The sequence below is a fragment of the Arthrobacter sp. UYCu512 genome (genome assembly GCF_040547075.1).
Classification (GTDB): Bacteria; Actinomycetota; Actinomycetes; order Actinomycetales; family Micrococcaceae; genus Arthrobacter.
In genome coordinates this window covers 120,001-141,835 of sequence record NZ_JBEPPA010000011.1, presented here as the reverse complement: position 1 = coordinate 141,835, position 21,835 = coordinate 120,001, and the positions used below count along the sequence as shown (strand labels likewise).

Genomic DNA, 21,835 nt, shown 5'->3' with positions numbered 1-21,835 from the left:
GCCGAATCAGCGGCAGCTTCTTGAGCGGCTGATGCGGCGTCGGCTGGTGCATCGGCCTTATCGGCTTTGTTCCGGCGGAAGAGCGACCGCTTGGGCTTGTCCGCTTCGCTGGCAGGGTTCGCTTCGCCGGCAAGGTTCGCTTCGCCGGCAAGGTTCGCTTCGCCGGTAAGCTTCGCCGGGGCGCCAGGGACACCATCGCCGGAGGCAGTCTTCGCGCCCACCGCCGCGTCCGGCTCCGCGTTCTTGGCGCCGCGTTTCGGCAGTCCCCGGCGCTTGCGGGTCGGCCAGGTAAGGATCAAGGTGAGGAGCGAGACGATCAGCACCAGGGCGGCGATCACGATCCCGCCGTCGACCCAGAACTGGGCCGGGAAAAGCCTGATCAGGGTGTCCTGCAACGAGAAGGTCCAGGTGCCGCTGGCAAAGAAAACACTGTGGAATTCGGTGAAGAACTGTTCCCAGCCGAGCGCACCCAGCACGCCGAGGCTGGTGACGATAACGAGGGAGATGATGGAACCTGCAAACAAGCCACGCCGAACCCCGCCGGCCGTGCGGCGGCGCAAATAGATCACGGCGATCAGGCTCAGCAGGATCAGCAGGGCACCGGCGCCGAAGGCCGAAAGGATCACAAGCTTGACGTCGGCCATGTGGCTGACCTCGCCGTCCCGGAAGAGCTTGTCGCCGCCGCGGTGGACCAGTTCGCCGAGGTAGCGGGGTCCGGCCCAGTTGCTCAGGTAGTCCACGGCGTAGGAGCCGTAGGTCAAGCGGTCATCGGTGCTGAAGCCGTAGCCGTCGCCCGGGAAGCCGGGGCGGTTGTACTCCACCCAGAGGAACAGCGGGCTGGCGATCGCCCGAACGGCCAGGACCAGCAGAATGACCGGGAAGCACACGGCGAGCAGGACCTGCATCACCCGCGGCGCCACGGGCTTGGCGTTCGCCGCGTGTTCCCGCTCGGCGTTTCGGCGCTGCACCTCTTCCTCCGGGGGCCGGAGCTGCAGCGCCGAAGTGGGCAGCGGCTCGCTGAAGTGCGAGCCCTGGCCACGCGGGGACGGTTCGACGGCGGCTTCGGCAGCTTTGCGGTCGGCGCGGGTTCCGGCCTGGCGGCGCTCCGAAGCTACTGCCACCGGAGTTGCTGCCACGGGCGTGGTGGCCGCGGCCACCGTGGTGCCGGCGGCAGCCACCGGGGTGCGGTCAACGGCTGCTGAAGAACGCTGTTCCGCGGACTTTGGCTTCATCCAGTCGAACGCCGGCTCGTCAGAGTCATCGGCCGGATCCAGCGGCGGATCCTGTCGGTTCGGAGGGGTGGGACTTGAGTCAGTCACTGCAGCTTCGCTTCCGTAGGCGGCCGCGCCGCCGGGCTCGGCCCGGCAACGCTACATATCTGCCTCCGAGCCTACCGCCCGCGCCCGGCTGCGGGCGAGATGCCACCCCGAACGGGACGGGGTTTCGACGGAACGGCTACTCAGGCTGCAGGGCCGGTGCCCGCCGGTTTCCGGGCCGGCCCGTCAGCGTTTGGCGTACTGGGCCCAGGGGATGTTCCAGTCGCCGAAGCCTTCGAGCGGTTCCACGGCCGGGGCACCCGTATTGAGGGTCTGGACGACGTCGCCGGTCTTCATGTTGTTAAAGAACCAAGCGGCGTCAGCCGGGAGCAACCCAACACATCCGTGCGAGACGTTGTACTTGCCCACCGCACCCCACGCCGACTCTAGGGCCTGGTGGACGTACACCCCGGAGCTTGTCAACCGGTTCGCGTACTCCACCGTCAGCGGAGGATAGTAGCCCTTGTCGCCGGGCTTCAGCCCGATGCTGCCGGCATTGAACTTGGAGTTGCGTTCCTGCTCCATGATCACGGCGAACCCGGTGGGCGAGAGCCACTCAGCATCGCCCAGCGTAACCGGAGCGGTCCTGACCAGCTGGCCGTCGAAATAGACGTTCATCGTTTTGGTGATGTCATCAACAACTGCCAGACGCTGCGGGCCAACCTTAAACGAGACCTTGGTGTCGGCGTTGCCGATCATCTTGTTGCCGAAGTCGACGCCGAAAAGTGACAGGTCCACGGTAATCTCGCTGTTGGCGGCCCAGAACGCCTCGGGGCGGATCCTGACGCGCCGGTCCGAATACCAGCGCCACGCCACCGCCTGGCCGGAGGACGACGTGACGGTGACGGCCTGCTCCAATGCCTCCTTGTTCAGCACAGGTTCGCTGAAGACGATCTCGATGGGCTGGCCCGCGCCGACGGTGCTGCCGCCGAGCGGATACACGGCGGCGTCCGCCTCATTGGCCCGGGCAACCGTCGCGAAGGTCTGCGCCTTTTTAGTTTCACGGCCGGCCTGGTCGACAATCGTGAACCTGTACCTGTACTGCGTGTCGAATTCAAGCGGGTCCGCGGCCGTCCAGGTGGACCCGTCCGGGCTCGTGGTACCCGGGATGCCGCCGCCGCCGGAGGCACGCTCGAGCACAACGTCAGTTACCGTGCCGTTGATTGCTTTGACGGACGTGGGTGCAGCGGGGTTGACGGCTTTGGCCCCGTCGCTCGGAGTCACGCCGAGCTCCACGGCTTTTACCACCGGTGCCGCGAGTCCGGCGACGTTTCGCATCGGGGCTGCCGCCTCTGAGGGCATTTCCGCTTCGGCCCTGCCGGGCCCCGCAGCGATGCCAATGCCGCCGGCTCCGACTACAGCGCAAACTGCCAGCACGGCCAGCATCTTGCCGCTTTTACTGCCAACTGGCAGCCGGCGGACCTGGTGCCCGCCGCGTCCGCGCGGCGCTGCCCGGCGCCTCAAGACCTTGCCCATGCCCTGCTCCCCCAAAGATAATCCTGCCGCCACCGGTCAATCGCTGGCGGGCGTTCGCTCAGTTCGCGTACTCCGCCCAGGGAATGTTCCAGTCCCCGTAGCCGTCGTCTACGGCGGCAAAGTCGCCGTCGGTGTTGACCACCTGGACAACGTCACCGGTTGTCATGTTCTCGAAGACCCACTTTGCGCCGTCGGGCCCCAGTCCGATGCAGCCGTGCGAGAGGTTGGCGACGCCAAGATAGGGCATCGCGGAATCCGTGGCCTGATGGATGAACTCACCGCTCGGGGTCAGGCGTGTGGCGTAGTTGACGTCGAGCTGGCCGTAGTAAGCCGGGTCCCCCGGCTTCAGGCCGATCGTGGACGCATCCATGTGCTCCACGCGGTACTTCTCCATAAACACAAGGTATCCGCGGGCCGACGGGAACCGGGTGTCGCCCATGGTCGCGGGCCACTGGCCGAGCTGCTGGTCGTTGACGCTGGCCGTAAAGGTGTGCGCGGTCGCGTCCGCAATGGCGACCTTCTTGTCGCCGATGTGGACGGTGACCTTTTTGTTGAAGTTACCGATCTGCCCGTTGCCGAGGTCGACGCCGAAGAGCTGCATGTCCATCGTGATGGTGCTGTTTGCGGTCCAGAAGTTTTCCGGTCGGTACCTGACCATGGTGTTGCTGAACCAGTGGAAGTCACCGGCCTGACCGGAGGTGGAGCTGATCTTGATGGCCTTTTCGACGGCGTCCCGGTTCAGGACTGGCTCGCTGAAGGTAATTTGCAGCGGTTGCGCCACGCCCACTTTCATCCCGTCCAGCGGGTAGATGGCAGCGTCGGCCTCGTTGGCGGTGGAGACGGTGGTGAAGCTCCGCGTCGAGGTGTCCTTGCGGCCGGCTGCGTCCACCACGGAGAAGGTGTAGTTATAGCGGGTGTTGAACTTCAGCGCGGCGGCTGCCGTCCAGCCGGTGCCGTCAGCGCTCAGGGTTCCATCGACGGCGTCGCCGGATGCGCTCGTCAGGGACACTCGGTCGATGTGGCCGTTGCTGACCTTGAGGGTCACCGGCGCGGCGGGGTTCACCTGTTTGGCCCCGTTCGCGGGCGCAACGTTCAACTCCGCGGGCGCCACCACCGGGAAAGCGAGTCCCGGCGTCGAGCGTTCCGGCGAAGCGGCCTCGGAAGCGAAGGATGCATGGGCCAATCCGGGCCCCGCAGCGAACACTCCGCCGGCCGCGGCAAGCGCGCAGACCGCACCGATCACGGCAAGCTTGCGGCCGGTGCTCCGGCTTCTCGGGGCGTTCAAAATACTCGGTTCCTTCCAGACGTTACCTAGAAAGCATAAATGACTTTCCTGCCGGCCCCGCCCTCGGCTCCGCCACGATCAGGTCACGAAGAAGGCCCCGAACGGACGTCCGGAGCCTTCTTCTCAGTCATCTGCCGTTGCTGCGCCCTGGTGAAACGGCGCCGGCCCGGTCCTAGTAGCGGTAGTGGTCCGGCTTGTACGGACCGGAAACCGTAAGGTCCAGGTATTCGGCCTGCTCCTTTGACAGTTCGGTGAGTTCGACGCCCAGGGCGCCGAGGTGAAGCCGCGCCACCTTCTCGTCGAGGATCTTGGGCAGCACGTAAACCTGCTTGTTGTACTCCCGCTCCTCTGCCGGCTGGTCCCGCTTGGTGAAAAGCTCGATCTGCGCGATGGTCTGGTTGGCGAAGGAGTTGCTCATCACAAAGGACGGGTGCCCGGTGGCGTTCCCGAGGTTCAGCAGGCGGCCTTCGGACAGCACGATGATGGAGCGCTCATCCGCGGTCCCGGCGTCGAGCACCCACTCGTGGACCTGGGGCTTGATCTCGACCTTTGTGATGCCCGGGATCCGGGCGAGTCCGGCCATGTCGATCTCGTTGTCAAAGTGGCCGATGTTGCCGACGATGGCTTTGTCCCGCATCCCGGCCATGTGCTCGGCCATGATGACGTCTTTGTTGCCAGTGGTGGTGATGAAGATGTGGCCCTCGGCCAGCACGGATTCCAGTTTCGCGACCTGGTAGCCGTCCATTGCGGCCTGCAGCGCGCAGATCGGGTCGATTTCGGTGACGATGACGCGTGAACCCTGGCCCCTGAACGCCTCGGCTGCACCCTTGCCCACGTCCCCGTAGCCGCAGACGACGGCGACCTTGCCGCCCATCAGCACGTCGGTGGCGCGGTTGATGCCGTCCGGGAGGGAGTGGCGGATGCCGTACTTGTTATCGAATTTGCTTTTGGTGACGGAGTCATTGACGTTGATGGCCGGGAACAGCAGTTTTCCCTGCTCCGCAAGCTGGTAGAGGCGGTGCACGCCGGTCGTGGTTTCCTCGGTGACACCCAGCAGCCGCGAGCCGATCCGGGTCCATTTCTGCGGATCGGCCTGCAGCGAAGCGCGCAGCACCTCAAGGAAGACGCGGCCCTCCTCGGACTCGTCGTCAGCGGTGGCCGGGACAGCGCCGAGCGCTTCGAAGTCGACGCCCTTGTGGACCAGCATGGTGGCGTCGCCACCGTCGTCGAGAATCATGTTCGGTCCAAGATCCGGGTTGCTGTCCGCGCCGGGCCAGGTGAGGATCTGCTCGGCAGTCCACCAGTATTCCTCGAGCGTCTCGCCCTTCCAGGCGAACACGGGAACACCCTGCGGATCCTCAGCGGTTCCGGTGCCGACCACCACGGCTGCGGCAGCTTCATCCTGGGTCGAAAAGATGTTGCAGGAAGCCCAGCGGACCTCGGCGCCAAGCGCCGTGAGCGTCTCGATCAGCACGGCCGTCTGCACCGTCATGTGCAGGGACCCGGCGATCCGGGCACCCTTGAGCGGCTGGCTCGCGCCGAATTCCTCGCGCAGGGACATCAGGCCGGGCATCTCGTGCTCCGCGAGGCGGATCTGGTGACGGCCGGCCTCGGCCAGGGAAATGTCCGCAATCTTGTAATCGAGAGTCATCTGAATCCTTTGTTGTGGCCGGCGGGCAGGTCCTGGACCTGGCCGCCTGTGAAGTCGATAGTTGTGCTTATCGGTGGCTGAAAAGTACTTCGGTGCCGAACGTCAATACGATGGGGCTGGAGGCTAAGTGTCCGCGGGCCCGGAAGCGGCGGTGGAAAGGCCTGCGGCCGGCTGGCCGCCGTCGTGCTGGGAAGCCGGGGCAGCAGCGGCGGCCGGCAGCAATTCCGGCGGCAGCAACAGGGGGATGCCATCCTCGATCGCGTAGCGCAGTTTTTCCCCGTCGGGACCGGCCGCGGTGGTGACGAGTTCCTCGCCGTCCTGTACCAGCGGGGAACCTGTTACGGGGCATCTCAGGACAGACAACAGTTCGGGACTGATCTTCGGCATGGTGAACGCTCCCTGGTGGGCGCCGCAGCAGACGCGGCTAGCTTACGGATTTTGCAGTTCCCAGCCTACCGCCAGTTGCGCACTAGGAAGGTTCCCGCAGCACACGCAGATGCCCCCGGCGGGTGCCCTCGGAGCCGGCCGGAGCTTCCAGTGCCGGATGGACGCCGCGCCGGCTTTGCCCCGGTTCCGGTGCGGCCGGCCGGGAGGCCGCCTCCCGGACGGCGTTGGCAAGGGCGAGGAGGTCATCTGGACCGGGCCCTGCCGGGGTAGCCGGCATAGCCAGCCGCAACACTTCCCAGCCGCGCGGGACGGTCAGGGACCCGGCATGCTGTTCACACAAGTCGTAACAGTGCGGCTCGGCATAGGTTGCCAGTGGTCCCAGGACGGCCGTGGAGTCGGCGTACACGTACGTCAAAGTGGCCACCGCTGAATTGCGGCAGGCTGACCTTGAACAAAGACGAATGGCACCCACGACATCACAGACTACTCCCCCGGACCGGGAGGGGGCGCCCGGCACGCTGACGGCGGGTCGGGCGCCCGTGTCGCGTAAACCTTTCGCCGGGTTTAGAGTCGAGATATGCAGTCATCGCACCACGATCCGGGTTTTACGGTCCGCTTGGCTGAAAGCGACTCCGGACGTTCCGACGCCGGGTCCACAGCAGGCGCTTCCGGGCGCGCCGCGCCGGCGCGGGGCTTCCGCCAGCGGCGGAGGAACCGGCACGGCCGGGGGCTCCGCGGGGAGCTTATGCTGCCCACACTGCCCGGCTACCGGACCCGTTCGGATCGCTTCGACGACTTCGTCCTCGACTCAGCGGAGCGGCTCCATGACATTTGGGGCAAACCGCTGGACGGTGTCCGTTTCGCCGTCGATGAGATTCCGCCGGGCCTGGAACAGATCGTGGCGGAGCGCACTCCCGCACCCATGGGGTCCTGCTCCCCCGCTACGGCGGAGGAGGGGCCGGTCATCACCTTGTACCGGCGGGTAGTCGAACATGCCTGCGCGAGCCGCGAGGAACTTCAGGACCTGGTCCATGACGTTGTGGTGGAGTACACGGCAGAGATGCTCGGCGTTCCGCCCGAGTCACTGGACCCGGTCTACCGACGCCGATACTAGTTGGCCGCCGGGGTTCGCTGCGGCGGCCTCCTGGCCAGGGTGTGGTCAGTACCCGAGGGTGACAGGCACCTGCTCCTGGCCCGCGGCCCCCGGGGCAATGGTAATCGTTGAGACGTCCTGCCTGCCGTCCTGCTGCAGCAGCACCGCGCCATAGGCGGGATCGCCCGCGGCGGACACGAGGTAGCCAACAACCTTTGCGCCGTCGGCCTCGTCCGGGACCCTGATGGAGGCCGTGGTGCCGCCGGCGATGTCAGCGGAACCGGCCGTACGGATCTTCCCGTCCGCAGTAATCGGGGAGTAGGAAATGGTGGCCCGCCCCTCGGGAGCCCCGAATATGAGGAAGCGGTCGCCTGCGCCGGGGACCGGAACAACGTGTTGGCTTCCCAGCCGCGCCGAGGCCGCCGACCAGGCGAAGTCGGCAGCGTCTTCGGCCTTGAGGCCCCGCGTGACGCGGGCTGCCGCGGTGAACGATACGTCCGAAGCGACCGCCACCGTATAGGGACCGGCCGGCACGCCGGCGAGTGGGACCTGGGTGACTGATCCGGCCTTCGCCGTGACCACCCCGCCGCCGGGAAGGGCCTTCTGGCCGTCCCGGCCGAACAGCTTAATGGCGACAACGGCGTCGGCGGACCCCGGCACCGTGATTTGCAGCGCCGGGCCGGCGTCTGCGAAACCGGGCTTGGCGGTCAGGGCTGCCACAGCTGCGCGATCCTGGATGTCGACGCCGGAGATCACCTGGCGCTGGGCCGGGGCCGCAGCGGGGACAATGAATTCCACACCGCCTGGGGTCAGCCCGCGCAGAACGCTCTGCTGGATGACAGCAGCCACGGGTCCGCCGGCGCTGCGCACCCGGACGCTGAGCTGTTCCTGTCCCGGCGCGAGTCCTGCCAGGATGACGGAGCGTGTAGTTCCCGGCGCGACCAGGAGCCCGCGGCTGCCCGGGGCCTGGAGGGGGCCCTTGGCTCCGAAGAGGTCGAGGCTGACAGTGGCCGGGCTGCTCGAAGCGTTGCTCAGCTTAAGGACCGCCGTGCGGCCCAATGCGGTGTTCGCCCCGACGAGCCAGAGATCGTTGGCGGGCTGCTGGCACGCTGCGGCTGCCGCCCCGCGGAGGTCCCCGTCCCCTGCCGTGTAGCTCATCACAGCTCCCGCGGAGGGCTGCAGGCCGCCTTCGGCGTCAGCGCTGAGGACGCTGACGTCATCAACTCCGCGCTGGGACACCACCCCGGCCACGGGCGCGGCATTGGCCGGCCTGGTTGGTGCGGGGGCAGGGCTTTCGGCCGCCGCCGTGGTCTTGGCAAGCTCCACCAGCGTGCTCCCGGTGAGCGCGGCGAGCCTGCTGCCGGGCAGGGCACCGGTGCCGGATGCCAGCACAATGGCGCTGACGTCGGTTTTGGCGGTCGCAGAGACAGGACTGAATTGCGGGTCAGTACCGATGGGTGCGCCGTCAAGCAGCCTGGCCGGGCCCGGGCAGACACCGACGCTGTTGCCTGCCGGGACGGCCGTCAGGGGGGCCGCGATGGGGCGGCTGCCGGCGGGCCCCTGCGGGGCAAGCGCCGTGGCGGCCACAAGTCCGCCGCCGGCAGCGACGAGCGCTATGGCGGCGAGCACGCCGCCCAGCCGCCGGACGCGCACAGCAGCAGCCGCCCGCTCGCCGCGCGACCCGAGTGTCCTTCGCTTGGCGCGGGCCAGCTTGGCGGGTGTGCCCGCCGTCCCAGCAGGCTCGCCTGCTGGGACGGCGGGCTTCCCGTCGGTGTGCAGGGCGTCCGGGGCTTTGTTCACCGGGTAGTCGTCGTTAGGGATCAAGACGTTCCTTACGCAGGGAGCCTTCGTCCCGGGAGAGGCCGGTGTTTGGCCGGCGGGCAGGCATGGGGATGGCAAGAAGGGCTGTCAGTCCAATGATGACGGCCTGGGCAACCCCGGCCCAGAGCGCCCAAGGTGCTTCGTAGCGGACACTTAGCTGCCCGCCCTGGGCCGGCAAGGTGAAGGCCTGCGCCCAGCCCGAAGTGGTGGCGGTGAGGCGGCGGCCGTCGAGCCAGGCACTCCAGCCCGGATCGGCGCGTTCGGCCAGCACCACCAGCCGGCCTTCCGGACCGGCGGCGACCGCAGCGTCGGCGGACACGGCGCGGGACGGGACCAGAGCGACTGTGGCGCCTGCGCCATCAACGATCCGCACCCGGTGGGCTACGTCGGCGGCCTGGATTACCGGCTGGTTCAGCGGGCTTATACGCCACAGCCAGCCGACGTCGGTTTTGCCGACGGAGACGAGTCCGGGGACGGCATCCATCCGGCTGGCTGTCAGTTGCGCCGCGGTATCGTCTGCCCTGAGGACCACGAAGCCAACGCCGAGCCGTTCAAGGTCGCCGCGGGGGTCCACGCCCTGGGCTGCGACGATGGTGGCTACAACCTTGCGGACGGACGCCACAACGGCGTCGTCGTCACGGGCGGTCTCCTGCCCCGGCGCACCCATGATCGGGCGCGCAGTGGCGATGGTGGACAGGGCATCGAGGGTGGTGCCGGCACCACGCATCAGTGCGGCGTCGAACGTGCCGTTATCGCCGGTGGAAATGACCAGGCTTCGAGTCTGTTCCGGCCCCTCGCCGCGGTCGATTGCCGTTGCCGGCAGGACCCGGGACGCTGCGGGCTGCACCAGCCGGCGAACGCCAAGTGAAGCCGTGGCCGGCGAATCAGCCGGTCCGGCGCCAGGACCAGCCGCGGCCAGGGTGGATTGTGAGAGGACGTTTTGCGTGGCCCACACGGTGAGGCCGGCCGCGGGTCCGGCCAGCAGGAGGACCATGGCCACGGCCGCGGTGACCCGGGTCGTGACCTTGCGGCCCACCGTTGCGGCGGCCGCGCGGTCGGCGGTGTCCAGCAGGCCCGCCGCGCCGATCAGCGCCGACGCCAGCAGGGCGAAGCCTGCCGCCGACACGGCGGGGCCCGTAAAGGGGGTGACCAGGACGTTGGTACCGGCGCCGGTGGCGAGCTGGCTGCTGAGCCAGCCGCCGGCCAGCAAAAGCAGCGCCGCGGCCCAAAGGGCCCGCGCGATCCGCGGCGGGCGGCCGGGGAGGAACAGCGCAGCAACGGCCAAGGCCAGCACCGGCAGCCCCACCAGCAGGGCAAGCAGGAGCGCCCACGGCACAGCAAAACCAGCGCCGAAGAGCGGCAGGCCGGTGAGCCCGCCGTCGGCTGCGAAGCGCAGCGGCTGGCCGAGGAACTGCTGCCACAGGGGTGCGGCGTCAAAGGCCAGCGGCACGCCGGGGTCGGCGAGCAGTGCGCGGGGCCGGTCAAGGGTGGAGGACAGGAACGGTACGAATAGGGCGAGGCTTGGCAACAGCGCCCACCAGACGGTCCGTCCGCGACGGCCCGGAAGAGCTCCGCACAGCGCCACGAGGGCGATGCCGGGCACCAGCAGCGAAGGGGCTGCCGCTGTGCAGGCCGCCAAGGCCAGGCCGGCAGCAGCGGCGGCGGTCCAGGACGGGGTGCCGTTGATGCCGGGCTTGGCTGGCGGCAGCTCGGTGAAGCGCCGCTCGCCTGGGGCCGGAACGGCGTAGCGCCCGCGTCCCGCGGCGGTTCCGGTGGCCCGCAGCAGGGCCAGCACCAGCACCGGCATCAGGACGTGGACCACCAGGGCCCCAACGCGGCCCTGGTTGAGCGCCACCTGCAGGGCGGGTGCTCCGGCCCACACGAGGGCTGCCGCGAGCCGGAGGCGGCGGCGCTGCGTCAGGGCACCGGCAGCAAACCAGGCTCCGAGGGCGGAAAGGGGCATGGCCAGGATCAGCAGCGAACCCAGCGCGGTGTTGGCGTTGCCGGCGCCGAGCACGCCGAGGACCCAGAGGAGGTACCCGAAGGGATCGCCATGGCCGGGAACCCCCGGGCCGAGGCTGATCCACCAGCCGGCGGCGTGGTCCCAGATCTCACCCAGCCGCTGCGAGACGGGGATCATCGCGCCGCCGGAGACGGCTTCAGCCCGGAAGAGGCTGAGCAGCCCGGTCAGGGACGCGGCGGTGGCAATCAGGATGGCGAGGAGCGCGCCGTTGCCCACCCAGCCGCGCTCGGAGGTAGTGAGCGCGGCGAAGTCGTCGTCCGAGTCGCCGGTGGGCTGTTCGGCCAGCGGATCATTCGCCGCCAGGGCGTCCGCTGAATCGTCCGCGCCGAGGGCTTCCATCAGTGAGCGGCGATGCGCCCACACCTCGCGGCGCGGTGTCTGCAGACCCTTAATCACAGAACGCCGGATGCGGCGGGACCGGCCAGCACTGCACCGCCCGCGGACCACGGCAGCGGGCCGGCCAAGCGCAGCAAACGTTGCCAGGAGTTGGGAAAAACCGTGGCCCGGATCCTTGACCGCAATACTCAGGACTACTTTGAAGATGCTCCCCAGCAGGGCACCGGCTGCATGCAGCGGCACCTTCCACACCGGGGCGTGCTTGAGCCGCAGATACACCTGCGCCTTGCGCGCCGCCTTCGCATTGCCCAGGGCATGCGGGCGGTGCGAGACGTGGAACATTTTGGCACCCGGCACAACGACTACCCGGTGCCCGGCGAGCCGGTTGCGCCAGCAGAAGTCAACGTCGTCGCCGCTGCCGGGCAGGGCCGGATCGAAGCCGCCGAGGTCCTCCCAGACGTCGCGGCGGACCAGCATCCCCGCGGAATTGACGGCAAACGTGTCGCTGCGGCCATCATATTGGCCTTGGTCGAGCTCGTCGGCGTCGATCAGGGTCAGCCGTTCGGCCCAGCGGCTGGTGGAGAGCCCAACGTCGATCAGCCGCCGCTCGGAGTGCCAGTCCAGCTGCTTGCAGCCGGCAACCGTGACGGACGGTGCACGTTCCACGGCCTGGAGCAGCTCGGCCAGGGCTTCCGGAGCCGGGGCAGCGTCGTCATGCAGCAGCCAGATCCATTCGGCCGGCGCCGCCTTGGACGTGCCGCGGCCGTCCCAGGGGTCGAGCGCGGCGAGGCCAGCCTGCACGGCCGCGCCCATGCCGCTGCGGGCCTGCTGATAGACGGTGACGTTGGCGGTGCCGAGAGCCTGTTGGAGGAGGGTCGCGGATTGGTCGCGGGAGCCGGTGTCGACACCGATACAGGCGTCTGCGGGCCGGGTCTGGGCTGCCAGTGCCGCGAGGGTCCTGGGGAGAAAGTCACCGCCGTCGTGGGAAACCACAACGGCGGTGACTCGTACTTCCTGAAGAATTAGATCGCTCGCTTCCTAAGCCGGCGCCGCTCGCGCTCGGAGAGGCCACCCCAGATTCCGAAACGCTCGTCGTTCGACAGAGCGTATTCGAGGCACTGCGAGCGGACGTTGCACGCCCCGCAGACCTTCTTGGCGTCGCGTGTGGAGCCGCCCTTCTCGGGGAAGAATGCCTCCGGGTCCGTCTGGGCGCAGAGCGCGTCCGTCTGCCAGCCCAGCTCGCCTTCATCGTCGAAGTCCTGCTGGGAGGGCAGCCCGATCCACACCGGCTGCGTGGTGGTGCCGGCATGGAGGGTCTGAAGTTCCATCGGGGGATCGTGAAGATCGTTTTCCTGGTCCGGTCCGGACAGGAGTTCATCGTGCGCCGCAAGGAAGGCAGTCGCCTGGTCCTGCAGCGGGTCTTTGGCCCGTTCGTTGTAACGGTCCGCAGCGTCCGGATCGGCCGGATCGACGTACCAGTCGCTCGGTACACCTCGTGAACGGTACGTGGCCGTGGCCTGCCCAGCAACGACGGCCTGTTCATGGATACGCTCTGCTAGCCCCATTGGCGTTTCCTTTCTGGTTTTGCGGCCCTTGCCTGTCCCGTTGACACTCGGCTCGAGTACGGGATTCAGCGCTTTGGCCTTCGATACCTAATTACACGTGTGTAAGTATCCGGTAGTCAAGCCACGCCGGGGATAATAATCACTTTCCTACCTGAACGCCGGGCACGCCACGCGAGTAATTTTTTGGCATCAGCCCGCTGATTACGCGGATTAATCAGCGTACTGAGCACTTCCGGGGACATTTAGCTGAATTTTAGGCAAACTTCCCCGTGCACCGTGGCGCCGCAGAGCTAAACCCCCGCGACACAGGTGATGGAGATCACGCGGTTCGGCCGTGGCAAGATGAACCCATGAGCATCCCGGCAATCGAACTGATGACAGCCCTGCGTTCCGGCCAGTCGACCTCTCCGCGGCTGACTTGGTACGGGCCCGACTCCGAGCGGGTAGAGCTTTCCGGCCGGGTTTTGGACAACTGGGTCGCGAAGACAGGCAACCTGTTGCAGGACGAGCTCGACGCCGAGCCCGGGACGCGGTTGCGGCTGGACCTGCCGGCGCACTGGAAATCCGCCATCCTCGCCCTCGCGGCCTGGCAGCTCGGTATGGAGGTTGTGTTCGGCGACGCCGAGGCCGAACTGCTGGCCACCGCCGATCCCGGCCCCGGCGCAGCGCTCGGCGCCTTCGACGCCGTCCTGGCTGTGGCGCTCCCGGCGTTGGCCATGCGCTGGCCGGGTGAGCTGCCCAGCAGTGTGCTGGACTATGCCGCCGAGGTGCGCTCCCACGGCGACGTTTTGATGCCGCATGTGGCTCCGGAGGCCTCACGGCGGGCCGTGCGGTCAGTAACCGGGGCAGAGCATAGCCACGGCGGATTGCTGGACGGCTTCGCGGCGGCCCCGGCGGACGGCGTGCGGTTGCTGGTGCCGGCCGGCAACGGCTTGGAAGCAGCGTTGGCCCAGGCCTTGGGCGCCTGGCACCGTAACGGTTCGGTAGTGCTGGTGCACCCCGAGGTCACGGTAACGGAAAAGCTGCTCGCGGACGAGCGCGTCAACGGCGGCTGAGGGCTGACTTAGACCGGCGGGCCGGGGACTTCCCGGTCCTTGGCGGTGCTGCCCTGGACCAGGTGGCTCTCGAGGGCGGGGCCGGACTGGGTGTGCGGGTGCCGCTCGATGATCTCGTGGTCGTGGGAGAATTCCGGTTCTTCGTCGAGTTCCTTGTTAAAGACCAGGAACCGGTAGGCGAAAAAGCGCACCACTGTGGCAACCAGGATGCCAACAATGCCGGCGGCGAACAGCATGTTTTTGTCCGTCACGTTGAAGCTGTACTTGGCGAGGGCCGTGAACCCGGTGGAGATACCGATGCCAATGCCGTTGATCAGGATGAACATCGCGAGCTCCCGGAGGACGTTGTCCTGGCGGCGGTGGCGGAAAGTCCAGAAACGGTTCGCAATCCAGGAGAAGATCGTGGCGAGGGTGGCGCCGACAAAGCGGGCTTTGGCTTCGCTGTCGGTCATCGGCCCGTGCATCAGGTAGTAAGTGAGGCCGTTGTCAATAATGAACGCCACCCCGCCGACGGCACCGAACTTGGCGACTTCGCGCCAGAACAGCGAGGCAAGTCCGCGCAAGCGCTCGGTAAGTGTAGTAATCATGACCCTCCGTGGCCGTCGTGAACTCGTAGGCCATTGGGCCAACGGCCCATTTTAGCGCCGATTCCCGGCAACTCACCGCCTCCAGCGGTCCGGCCGCCGCAAACCGGCCAGCGTGGAATGGTACCGGCGGCCGGTTGCCGTGCCGGGCGCGTCCCCTGCCGAAGCTTGCTTAAATCCGGCCAATGGCAGCCCGGAACCCGCTCCGGGACTACCAAAAGCCGGGTTATTGCGAGCTTTTCGGTAGGCTGGGGCTTGTGACTTTTCCTGTGATCGGTGTAGTTGGCGGCGGCCAGCTCGCCCGTATGATGGCCCCCGCGGCCACCGCCCTGGGCTTCGAGCTCCGCGTCCTCGCCGAAGCTGAGGACGTTTCGGCAGTTTCGGCCGTGGCCCATGCCCCGGTCGGTGACTACACCGACTTGGACCATCTCCTTGAGTTCTCCCGCGGCCTTGACGTCCTGACCTTCGACCATGAGCACGTGCCCACCGAGCACCTGCGGGCCCTGCAGCGGGCCGGTGTCAACGTCCACCCCGGACCGGATGCGCTGGTCAATGCCCAGGACAAGCTTGTGATGCGGGCCGCTGTCGACCGCCTGGAGCTGCCCAATCCGCGCTGGGCCGCCGTCGACGGCGTCGCCGCCCTGATCGCGTTCGGTGCGGACAGCGGCTGGCCCGTTGTCCTGAAGACCCCGCGCGGCGGATACGACGGCAAGGGCGTGCGGATCGTGGCCTCCGCGGCCGACGCCGAGGAAACCGCGGACTGGTTCGAGGCAATGTCGCCGCTGCTCGCCGAGGCCAAAGTGGAATTCAGCCGGGAACTCTCGGCCCTTGTAGCCAGGACACCCGACGGCGAGTCGCGGGCCTGGCCCGTGGTGCATACCGTCCAGGTCGACGGTGTCTGCGACGAAGTCATCGCCCCGGCGCTGGACATCCCGCTGGACGTCGCTGCCGCGGCGGAGAATGCCGCCTTGCGGATCGCCAATGAGCTCGGCGTCACGGGGGTGATGGCGGTGGAACTGTTCGAAACCCCGGGCGAGGGTGCCGGCTTTCTGATCAACGAACTGGCGATGCGTCCGCACAACACCGGTCACTGGACCCAGGACGGTTCGGTGACAAGCCAGTTCGAACAGCATCTGCGGGCAATCCTCAATCTGCCGCTGGGCGCCACGGACCTGCTGGGTCCAGTTGTGGTGATGAAGAATTTCCTGGGCGGCGAGAACGAGGATCTGTTCTCCGCCTACCCGGCAGCCCTGGCCAGCGAACCGGCAGCAAAGGTCCACTGCTACGGCAAGTCCGTGCGGCCAGGGCGCAAGATCGGCCACGTTAACCTCATCGGCGGTTCCGTGGCCGAGGTCGATTCGGTGCGCGACCGCGCCGCCACGGTCGCAAACATCATCCGCAACGGCGGGTCCCAGTCCCGCACCGCCGCCGGTGCCCACGAGGAGAACGCATGAGCGTCAGCAACACCGTCCCGTCCACGGACCGGTCCCCCGCAGCCGCGGACACCGAGCCGGCGACCCCGATCGTTGGGCTCGTGATGGGTTCGGACTCCGACTGGCCCGTGATGGAAGCAGCTGCCGAGGCCCTTGCCGAGTTCGGGATCCCTTTTGAGGCCGACGTCGTCTCCGCGCACCGAATGCCGCTTGAGATGATCCGTTACGGCCAGACGGCCCATGAGCGCGGCCTGCGTGTGATCATCGCCGGCGCCGGCGGCGCGGCCCACCTGCCCGGCATGCTCGCCGCCGTCACTCCCCTGCCGGTCATCGGCGTCCCGGTCCCGCTCAAAACCCTCGACGGGATGGACTCCCTACTCTCCATCGTCCAGATGCCCGCCGGGGTACCGGTCGCGACAGTATCCATCGGCGGGGCCCGCAACGCCGGGCTCCTGGCCGTGCGCATCCTGGCCTCGGGCGCGGACCCGCTGGCCGTAAGACTCCGGGCGGAACTGCTCGACTTCGCCCGGGAGCTCAACGACGTCGCCACCCGGAAGGGCGCGAACCTGCGGCACAAGGTGGGCGACGTGTTCGCAGCCGCAAACGTTGTCACCCGGGGCAGCCGTTAAGGATCACCAGATGACCAACAGTTACGCCCCTTCCCGTCAGCCGGCGCCACGGAACCCGAGAGCTTCCGGGTCCCTCACGGATCCCGTTCGCTACCCCTCGGGAGCGGCTGCCCCGGTCCGGATCAAACGTGCTTTTTTGCTGGTCCTGATGACGCTGCTGGTGCCCGGCAGCGCCCAGACGGTCGCCGGCGACCGGCGGCTGGGACGGATCGCCCTCCGTGTCACCCTGACCGTCTGGGCGCTGGCGGTTGTTGCCGCGGTACTCCTCGCGGTGTCCCGGTCCACGCTTATCAATCTGCTCACCAACCGCTTTACCTCGCTGCTGCTGATCATCGGGCTCGTGGCGCTGGCCCTCGGCTGGGCAGCCCTGTTTATCAACACCCTGCGACTGATCCGCCTCGTGCTGCTGCCGCCGGGAGTTCGTCCCGCCGTCGTTATTTCCCTGGTGGTCGCGATGGTCCTCAGCAGTGGCTCGCTGGGCTACGCCGCCTACCTGCTCAACGTCAGCCGCGACGCCATCGGCAACATTTTCTCCGCCGGGCCGACAATTGAGCCCTCAGAGGGCCGCTATAACTTCCTGATGATGGGCGGCGACGCCGGTGCGGACCGAACCGGCCGCCGGCCGGACAGCCTCTCCGTCATCAGCGTTGACGCCAAAACCGGCCAGACCGCCATCATCTCGGTGCCGCGCAACCTGCAGAACGCACAGTTCAGCAAGGATTCCCCGATGCGCGCAATTTACCCTGACGGCTACAACTGCGGCGATGAGTGCCTCATCAACGCCATCAATACCGAAGTCACCAACGAGCACAAGGACCTTTACCCCGGTGTGCAAGACCCCGGCGCGCAAGCCACGCTGGAGGCCGTCTCCGGGACCCTTGGCATAAAGGTCCAGGCCTACGTCCTGGTCGACATGGACGGCTTCGCCAAACTTGTGGATGCCATGGGCGGCATCCGGATCAAGGCCGGGGGCTGGGTCCCGATCAGCGGCGAGACCATTGATGAAGCCAACGGTATCCACGGTATGCCGCTGGGCTGGATCCCCGCCGGCGACAATACGCTCGACGGGTACCATGCCCTCTGGTACGGCCGCTCGCGCGAATTCGTGGACGACTACGCCCGGATCGCCCGCCAGCAATGCGTCCAGCAGGCCATGCTCAAGCAAATGGACCCCGCAACCCTGCTCACGAAGTTCGAAGACATCGCCAAGGCCGGGACCAAGGTGGTCGAATCCAACGTCTCGGCCAGCCAGCTTGGAAGTTTCGTTGACCTGGCCATCAAGGCGAAGGGCCAGGAAACGAAGCGGCTGACCATTGGACCGCCCGACTTCGACGCCTCGTTCTCGACGGTCCCGGACTTCGACCAGATCCACCAGAAGGTCGATGCCCTCCTTGGGCCCGCCCCCGCGGCCGCCGGTGACAGCCTCCGCCCGCAGGACGCCGTCCCCGGGCCGCTGTCCGCCGCCGGCGGATTGCCGCGCACACAGCCCGGCACCGAGCCCGGGCCGTCGTCGGACTTCACCCCGGTGACAACCACACCGGACGGCGAGCCGATCACCGAAGACATGCTGAACCAGTTCAAGCTCGACGGTGATGAGCAGTCCATCCGCAACCTGGTGGCCACCAACGGCCAGTGCGCTCCGCTCTAGCGCCGTCGATCAGTCTTATTCCGTAACAGGCTTCCACAACAGACAGGGACACCCGGCAGTGTACGAACTCGAAAATGTCCTCCGCCCCTATGCCTGGGGCTCCACCACAGCTATTTCCGGGCTCCTGGGCAGGCCGGCTTCAGGCGGTCCCGAAGCGGAGCTGTGGATCGGCGCGCACCCGGATTCGCCCTCAGTTGCGCTCAGTCCCGCCGGTGCGGGATCAACCGGCGCCCACGCCGCAGTGGCGGAGGACGGCGGCCGCCTGGGCTTGGATTCGCTGATCGCGTTGGACCCCGAGCACCATCTGGGCAGCGACAGTGTTGCCCAATTTGGCCCCCGGCTGCCGTTTCTGCTCAAGGTCCTGGCCGCCGACAGTCCGCTGTCCCTTCAGGTGCACCCGACCCTGGAGCAGGCGCGCGCAGGGTTCGCCCGCGAGGAGGCCGCCGGCGTCGGCCACAAGGCCACGGAACGCAACTACAAGGATGACAACCACAAGCCGGAGATGATCTTCGCGCTGACACCGTTCGAGGCGCTGTGCGGTTTCAAACCGGCCTCGGACGCCCGCGCCGTCTTCGATCTGCTGGTGGCGGACTTTGAGCTGGCCGGCCTCGATCTTCCGGAGCTTGTGCCGCTGCTGCTGCAGGATCTGGCGCAGCCGGACGAGCACACAGCCCTGCAGTCGGCCTTCGAGCGGCTGATCGCCGGCGGCGAGGCCGTAGCCGAGGCGACGGCCGTGATTGCGGCCGCCCTTATCTCCGGCGCCCCGACGGCGCCCTACCAGGCCGAGCTTTCCACAGTGGTGACCCTCAACGCCCGGTATCCGGGCGATCCCGGCGTACTGATTTCGCTGCTGCTCAACCGGATCTCGCTGGCACCGGGCGAGGCTGTCTACCTCCCGGCCGGCAACGTCCACGCCTATCTGCACGGGCTGGGCATCGAGGTCATGGCCGCCTCGGACAACGTGCTGCGTGGCGGGCTGACGCCGAAGTTCGTGGACGTCCCAGAACTGCTCCGGACCGTTTCCTTTGCGGCCGCCGGTGTGCCGAAGCTCAGCCCCGAGACCACCATGTTGGGCCAGGAGCTCTTCCGGCCGCCGTTTCGCGAATTCCAGCTGCAGCGCATTGTGCTGGAGTCCGGCGCTGGACCTGTTCCGGTGGCGCAGTCGGGCGCCGCAGTGATCATCGTGGTGGCCGGATCCGTGCTCCTGGACTCTCCCAAGGGCGAGTTGCGGCTGGAGCGCGGTGCCAGTGCTTTCCTGCCCGCCGCCGAGGCACCGGTCAACGCCCACGCAGTGTCCGGCGCCGCCGGGACCGCCATCGCATTCGCCGTCACTACCGCCCTGAAAGCCTGAATCCGTGGACCACTTCCTGCAGAGCCCGGCGTGGGCCGATTTCCAGCGCAGCCTGGGCCGGACAGTACACCAGCGCTCCGGTCCCGGCTGGAGTTTCCTGGCCATCGAGGAAAGCAACCCGGCCGGAAAACTCCTCTACGCACCCTACGGCCCGGTCGCCGCCTCGCTGGCTGCTTTCGACGCCGCCGTCGCTGTGCTGACGGACCTGGCCCGCGGCTGCGGCGCGGTGTTTGTCCGGATCGAACCGGTCGATGCCGGTTTCACGGCCGCTGACGCCGATGCCGTGCTGCGCACGCGCGGCCTCCGTCCCGCCCCGGCCAACCAGCAGCCGGAACTCAGCTGGGTCGTGGATGTGGACCGCGACTTTAAAGACGTCCTCGCGGAGATGAAGCCGGCAAACCGCAACCTGTACCGGAACATCCACAAGAAGGGCGTAACGTTCCGCTCCAGCCAGGACGCTGGTGAGATCTCCGTGCTGCTGGGATTCCTGCATCTGACGGCGGCACGAAACGGTTTTAAGCCCCAAAGCGACGACTACCTCACTGCGGTGGCCAGCTCACTGATGCCGGCCGGTGCTGCGACGCTCTTCATTGCCGAACTCGAGGGCGAGCCCATTGCTGCATCCCTGGCCTACGATTCCTCGGACACCCGCGTCTATGCCCACGCCGCACTGGACGACGCGCACCGGAAGCTGAGCGCCGGCATTCCGCTGCTGGTCACACTGATGGCTGATGCCAAAGACAGGGGCCTGAAGTTCGTGGACCTGTGGGGCGTGGCACCGGCAGACCAGCCGGAGCACAAGTGGGCCGGGTTCACGGCCTTCAAGAAGTCCTTCGGCGGCCGTGAAGTCGCCTACCCCGGAACCTGGGATTTGCCGGTGCGGCCCCTGCGCTACGGCGGATACCAACTGGCCAGAAAGGTCGCGCAGGCCGCACGCCGCGTACTCGCGGCGGCGCGAAAGGTGCCTGTCCGGCTGCGCAGCGCGCTCCGCCGCTAGGTCTCCGCACCGCGGACCGGCTCACCCCCCTGCTGGACATGCCCCGCGTCAGGCTTGGCGAGTGGACACAACACCACTATGTCCACGCCCTGGCGTGACCAGCGGACATGTCCGTCGGTGGGGGCACGTCCCGGCCGCAAGACCGGACATGTCCGTCGGGAGGCGTCCCTAGTTGCCGGCTTCGGCAGCTTTCTTCTGCGCTTCGTAGGCACTGGCCACCATGTCCTCGACGGAGTGCCGCATCTTCCAGTCGAGGTCGCGTGCGGCCAGGGTGCCGTCCGCCACGATCCGGTCCGGGTCTCCTGTCCGGCGGGGTCCGATCTCCGGCTCGAAGTCGATGCCGGTCACCGCGGCCATCGCCGTCATAATCTGCCGCACCGAGAGCCCGTCGCCGGACCCGAGGTTGTAGACGCGTTCCAGCGGCCCACCGGCGGCGAGGGCCTGGGCGGCCGCGACGTGCGAGGTCGCCAGGTCGGCGACATGAACGTAGTCGCGCACGCAGGTGCCATCGGCTGTGTTGTAGTCGATGCCGTTGATTCTTGGTGTTTTTCCTGCGGTTAAGGCGCGGAGCACTATCGGGAAGAGGTTGTGCGGGCTCGTGTCGTAGAGCTCGGGCGAGCCGGATCCGACGACGTTGAAGTAACGCAGCGAGGTGTGTTTGAGGCCCCTGGCCCTGCCCTGGTCACGGATCAGCCATTCGCCGATCAGCTTGCTTTCCCCATAGGGCGATTCCGGCTGCGTCGGAGTCTCTTCCGTAACAATGTCGCCGGCGGGGGTGCCGTAGGTCGCGGCGGAGGAGGAGAAGACCAGATTCTTCACCCCGGCTCGTTCCATCCCAGTCAGCAGCACCGCCGTGCCGGTGACGTTTTGCTCGTAGGTCAGCAGCGGTTCCTGCACCGAAACGCCAGCGTATTTGAAGCCGGCAAGATGGATCACGCCGGTTACCGAATGTTCCGCCAGGGTTCCGGTGACGAGGTCCAAGTCGAGAATACTGCCGTGCACAAAGGGCACGTCCGCCGGAACAAACTCGCGGTGCCCGCTCGAGAGCGAATCAATCACCACCGCCTGGATGCCGGCCCCGCGCAAAGCGGAGACCACATGCGAACCGATATATCCTGCGCCACCTGTTACGAGCCATGTCATGGTCCCACCCTACCTAACGACGACGGCCAGCGGCCGGCCGGA

Annotated in this window: 17 protein-coding genes and 1 pseudogene; 7 read left to right on the top strand and 11 right to left on the bottom strand. The window is 67.5% G+C overall.

All coding sequences use genetic code 11. From position 1 onward, the window contains the following. Positions 1 to 227 precede the first annotated feature (227 nt). The 6 genes and pseudogenes from ABIB49_RS13385 to ABIB49_RS13360 all read right to left on the bottom strand — a co-directional run. A pseudogene (locus ABIB49_RS13385) lies at positions 228 to 1,319 on the bottom strand (TIGR01906 family membrane protein); the annotation flags it as partial. A 183-nt stretch (positions 1,320 to 1,502) separates the two neighbouring features. After that, the gene (locus ABIB49_RS13380) at positions 1,503 to 2,702 is read right to left on the bottom strand and encodes a L,D-transpeptidase (protein WP_226773621.1); all 1,200 of its coding nucleotides are present in this window, start codon (positions 2,700 to 2,702) and stop codon (positions 1,503 to 1,505) included. 148 nt (positions 2,703 to 2,850) lie between these two features. Then, the gene (locus ABIB49_RS13375; RefSeq protein ID WP_226773599.1) at positions 2,851 to 4,077 is read right to left on the bottom strand and encodes a L,D-transpeptidase; all 1,227 of its coding nucleotides are present in this window, start codon (positions 4,075 to 4,077) and stop codon (positions 2,851 to 2,853) included. A 172-nt stretch (positions 4,078 to 4,249) separates the two neighbouring features. Continuing rightward, positions 4,250 to 5,728 (bottom strand): adenosylhomocysteinase, encoded by a 1,479-nt coding sequence (gene ahcY / locus ABIB49_RS13370; protein ID WP_226773600.1) that lies wholly within the window; start codon positions 5,726 to 5,728, stop codon positions 4,250 to 4,252. A 123-nt stretch (positions 5,729 to 5,851) separates the two neighbouring features. Beyond that, positions 5,852 to 6,115 carry a Trm112 family protein gene (locus tag ABIB49_RS13365; protein WP_226773601.1) on the bottom strand — a complete coding sequence of 88 codons (264 nt, stop codon included), beginning with the start codon at positions 6,113 to 6,115 and terminating at the stop codon, positions 5,852 to 5,854. A gap of 82 nt (positions 6,116 to 6,197) precedes the next feature. Next, the gene (locus tag ABIB49_RS13360; protein WP_226773602.1) at positions 6,198 to 6,587 is read right to left on the bottom strand and encodes a DUF3499 domain-containing protein; all 390 of its coding nucleotides are present in this window, start codon (positions 6,585 to 6,587) and stop codon (positions 6,198 to 6,200) included. Positions 6,588 to 6,692: 105 nt separating this feature from the next. Here ABIB49_RS13360 and ABIB49_RS13355 point away from each other — a divergent pair, with 105 nt between their 5' ends. Continuing rightward, a complete protein-coding gene (locus ABIB49_RS13355; protein ID WP_226773603.1) occupies positions 6,693 to 7,229 on the top strand; it encodes a metallopeptidase family protein in 537 nt (178 codons plus the stop codon). A gap of 45 nt (positions 7,230 to 7,274) precedes the next feature. Here the strand turns inward: ABIB49_RS13355 and ABIB49_RS13350 are convergent, their stop codons facing one another. Genes ABIB49_RS13350 through ABIB49_RS13340 form a run of 3 tightly spaced genes read right to left on the bottom strand, consistent with a single transcriptional unit; the run spans position 7,275 to position 12,953 of the window. Then, positions 7,275 to 9,029, bottom strand: a complete 1,755-nt coding sequence (locus ABIB49_RS13350; protein WP_396021220.1) for a DUF5719 family protein — start codon at positions 9,027 to 9,029, stop codon at positions 7,275 to 7,277. Continuing rightward, entirely contained in the window at positions 9,022 to 12,381 is a 3,360-nt protein-coding gene (locus tag ABIB49_RS13345) for a glycosyltransferase family 2 protein (RefSeq protein ID WP_502913808.1), read from the bottom strand. Before ABIB49_RS13345 ends, ABIB49_RS13350 begins: the two co-directional genes overlap by 8 nt. 29 nt (positions 12,382 to 12,410) lie before the next feature. Continuing rightward, entirely contained in the window at positions 12,411 to 12,953 is a 543-nt protein-coding gene (locus tag ABIB49_RS13340) for a WhiB family transcriptional regulator (protein ID WP_256446544.1), read from the bottom strand. Between the two features lie 350 nt (positions 12,954 to 13,303). Between ABIB49_RS13340 and ABIB49_RS13335 the strand changes: the two genes are divergently transcribed. After that, positions 13,304 to 14,008: a TIGR03089 family protein gene (locus ABIB49_RS13335; RefSeq protein ID WP_354157154.1), complete on the top strand. Its 705-nt coding sequence runs from the start codon at positions 13,304 to 13,306 to the stop codon at positions 14,006 to 14,008. Between the two features lie 8 nt (positions 14,009 to 14,016). Here the strand turns inward: ABIB49_RS13335 and ABIB49_RS13330 are convergent, their stop codons facing one another. Continuing rightward, positions 14,017 to 14,595, bottom strand: coding sequence for a GtrA family protein (locus ABIB49_RS13330; protein WP_354157153.1), 579 nt, complete (start codon positions 14,593 to 14,595; stop codon positions 14,017 to 14,019). 302 nt (positions 14,596 to 14,897) lie between these two features. Between ABIB49_RS13330 and ABIB49_RS13325 the strand changes: the two genes are divergently transcribed. From ABIB49_RS13325 to ABIB49_RS13305, 5 genes are all read left to right on the top strand, one after another. Next, positions 14,898 to 16,046: a 5-(carboxyamino)imidazole ribonucleotide synthase gene (locus ABIB49_RS13325; protein ID WP_256446556.1), complete on the top strand. Its 1,149-nt coding sequence runs from the start codon at positions 14,898 to 14,900 to the stop codon at positions 16,044 to 16,046. An 83-nt stretch (positions 16,047 to 16,129) separates the two neighbouring features. Beyond that, positions 16,130 to 16,654, top strand: a complete 525-nt coding sequence (gene purE / locus ABIB49_RS13320) for a 5-(carboxyamino)imidazole ribonucleotide mutase (protein WP_226773622.1) — start codon at positions 16,130 to 16,132, stop codon at positions 16,652 to 16,654. 10 nt (positions 16,655 to 16,664) lie between these two features. Continuing rightward, the gene (locus tag ABIB49_RS13315; RefSeq protein WP_282359159.1) at positions 16,665 to 18,302 is read left to right on the top strand and encodes an LCP family protein; all 1,638 of its coding nucleotides are present in this window, start codon (positions 16,665 to 16,667) and stop codon (positions 18,300 to 18,302) included. A 58-nt stretch (positions 18,303 to 18,360) separates the two neighbouring features. Continuing rightward, complete coding sequence (manA, locus tag ABIB49_RS13310) at positions 18,361 to 19,653, top strand: mannose-6-phosphate isomerase, class I (RefSeq protein WP_226773610.1); 1,293 nt, start codon at positions 18,361 to 18,363, stop codon at positions 19,651 to 19,653. Positions 19,654 to 19,657: 4 nt separating this feature from the next. Beyond that, complete coding sequence (locus ABIB49_RS13305) at positions 19,658 to 20,650, top strand: lipid II:glycine glycyltransferase FemX (protein ID WP_226773611.1); 993 nt, start codon at positions 19,658 to 19,660, stop codon at positions 20,648 to 20,650. A gap of 168 nt (positions 20,651 to 20,818) precedes the next feature. Here the strand turns inward: ABIB49_RS13305 and galE are convergent, their stop codons facing one another. Then, positions 20,819 to 21,793 (bottom strand): UDP-glucose 4-epimerase GalE, encoded by a 975-nt coding sequence (gene galE / locus ABIB49_RS13300; RefSeq protein WP_226773612.1) that lies wholly within the window; start codon positions 21,791 to 21,793, stop codon positions 20,819 to 20,821. Positions 21,794 to 21,835 lie beyond the last annotated feature (42 nt).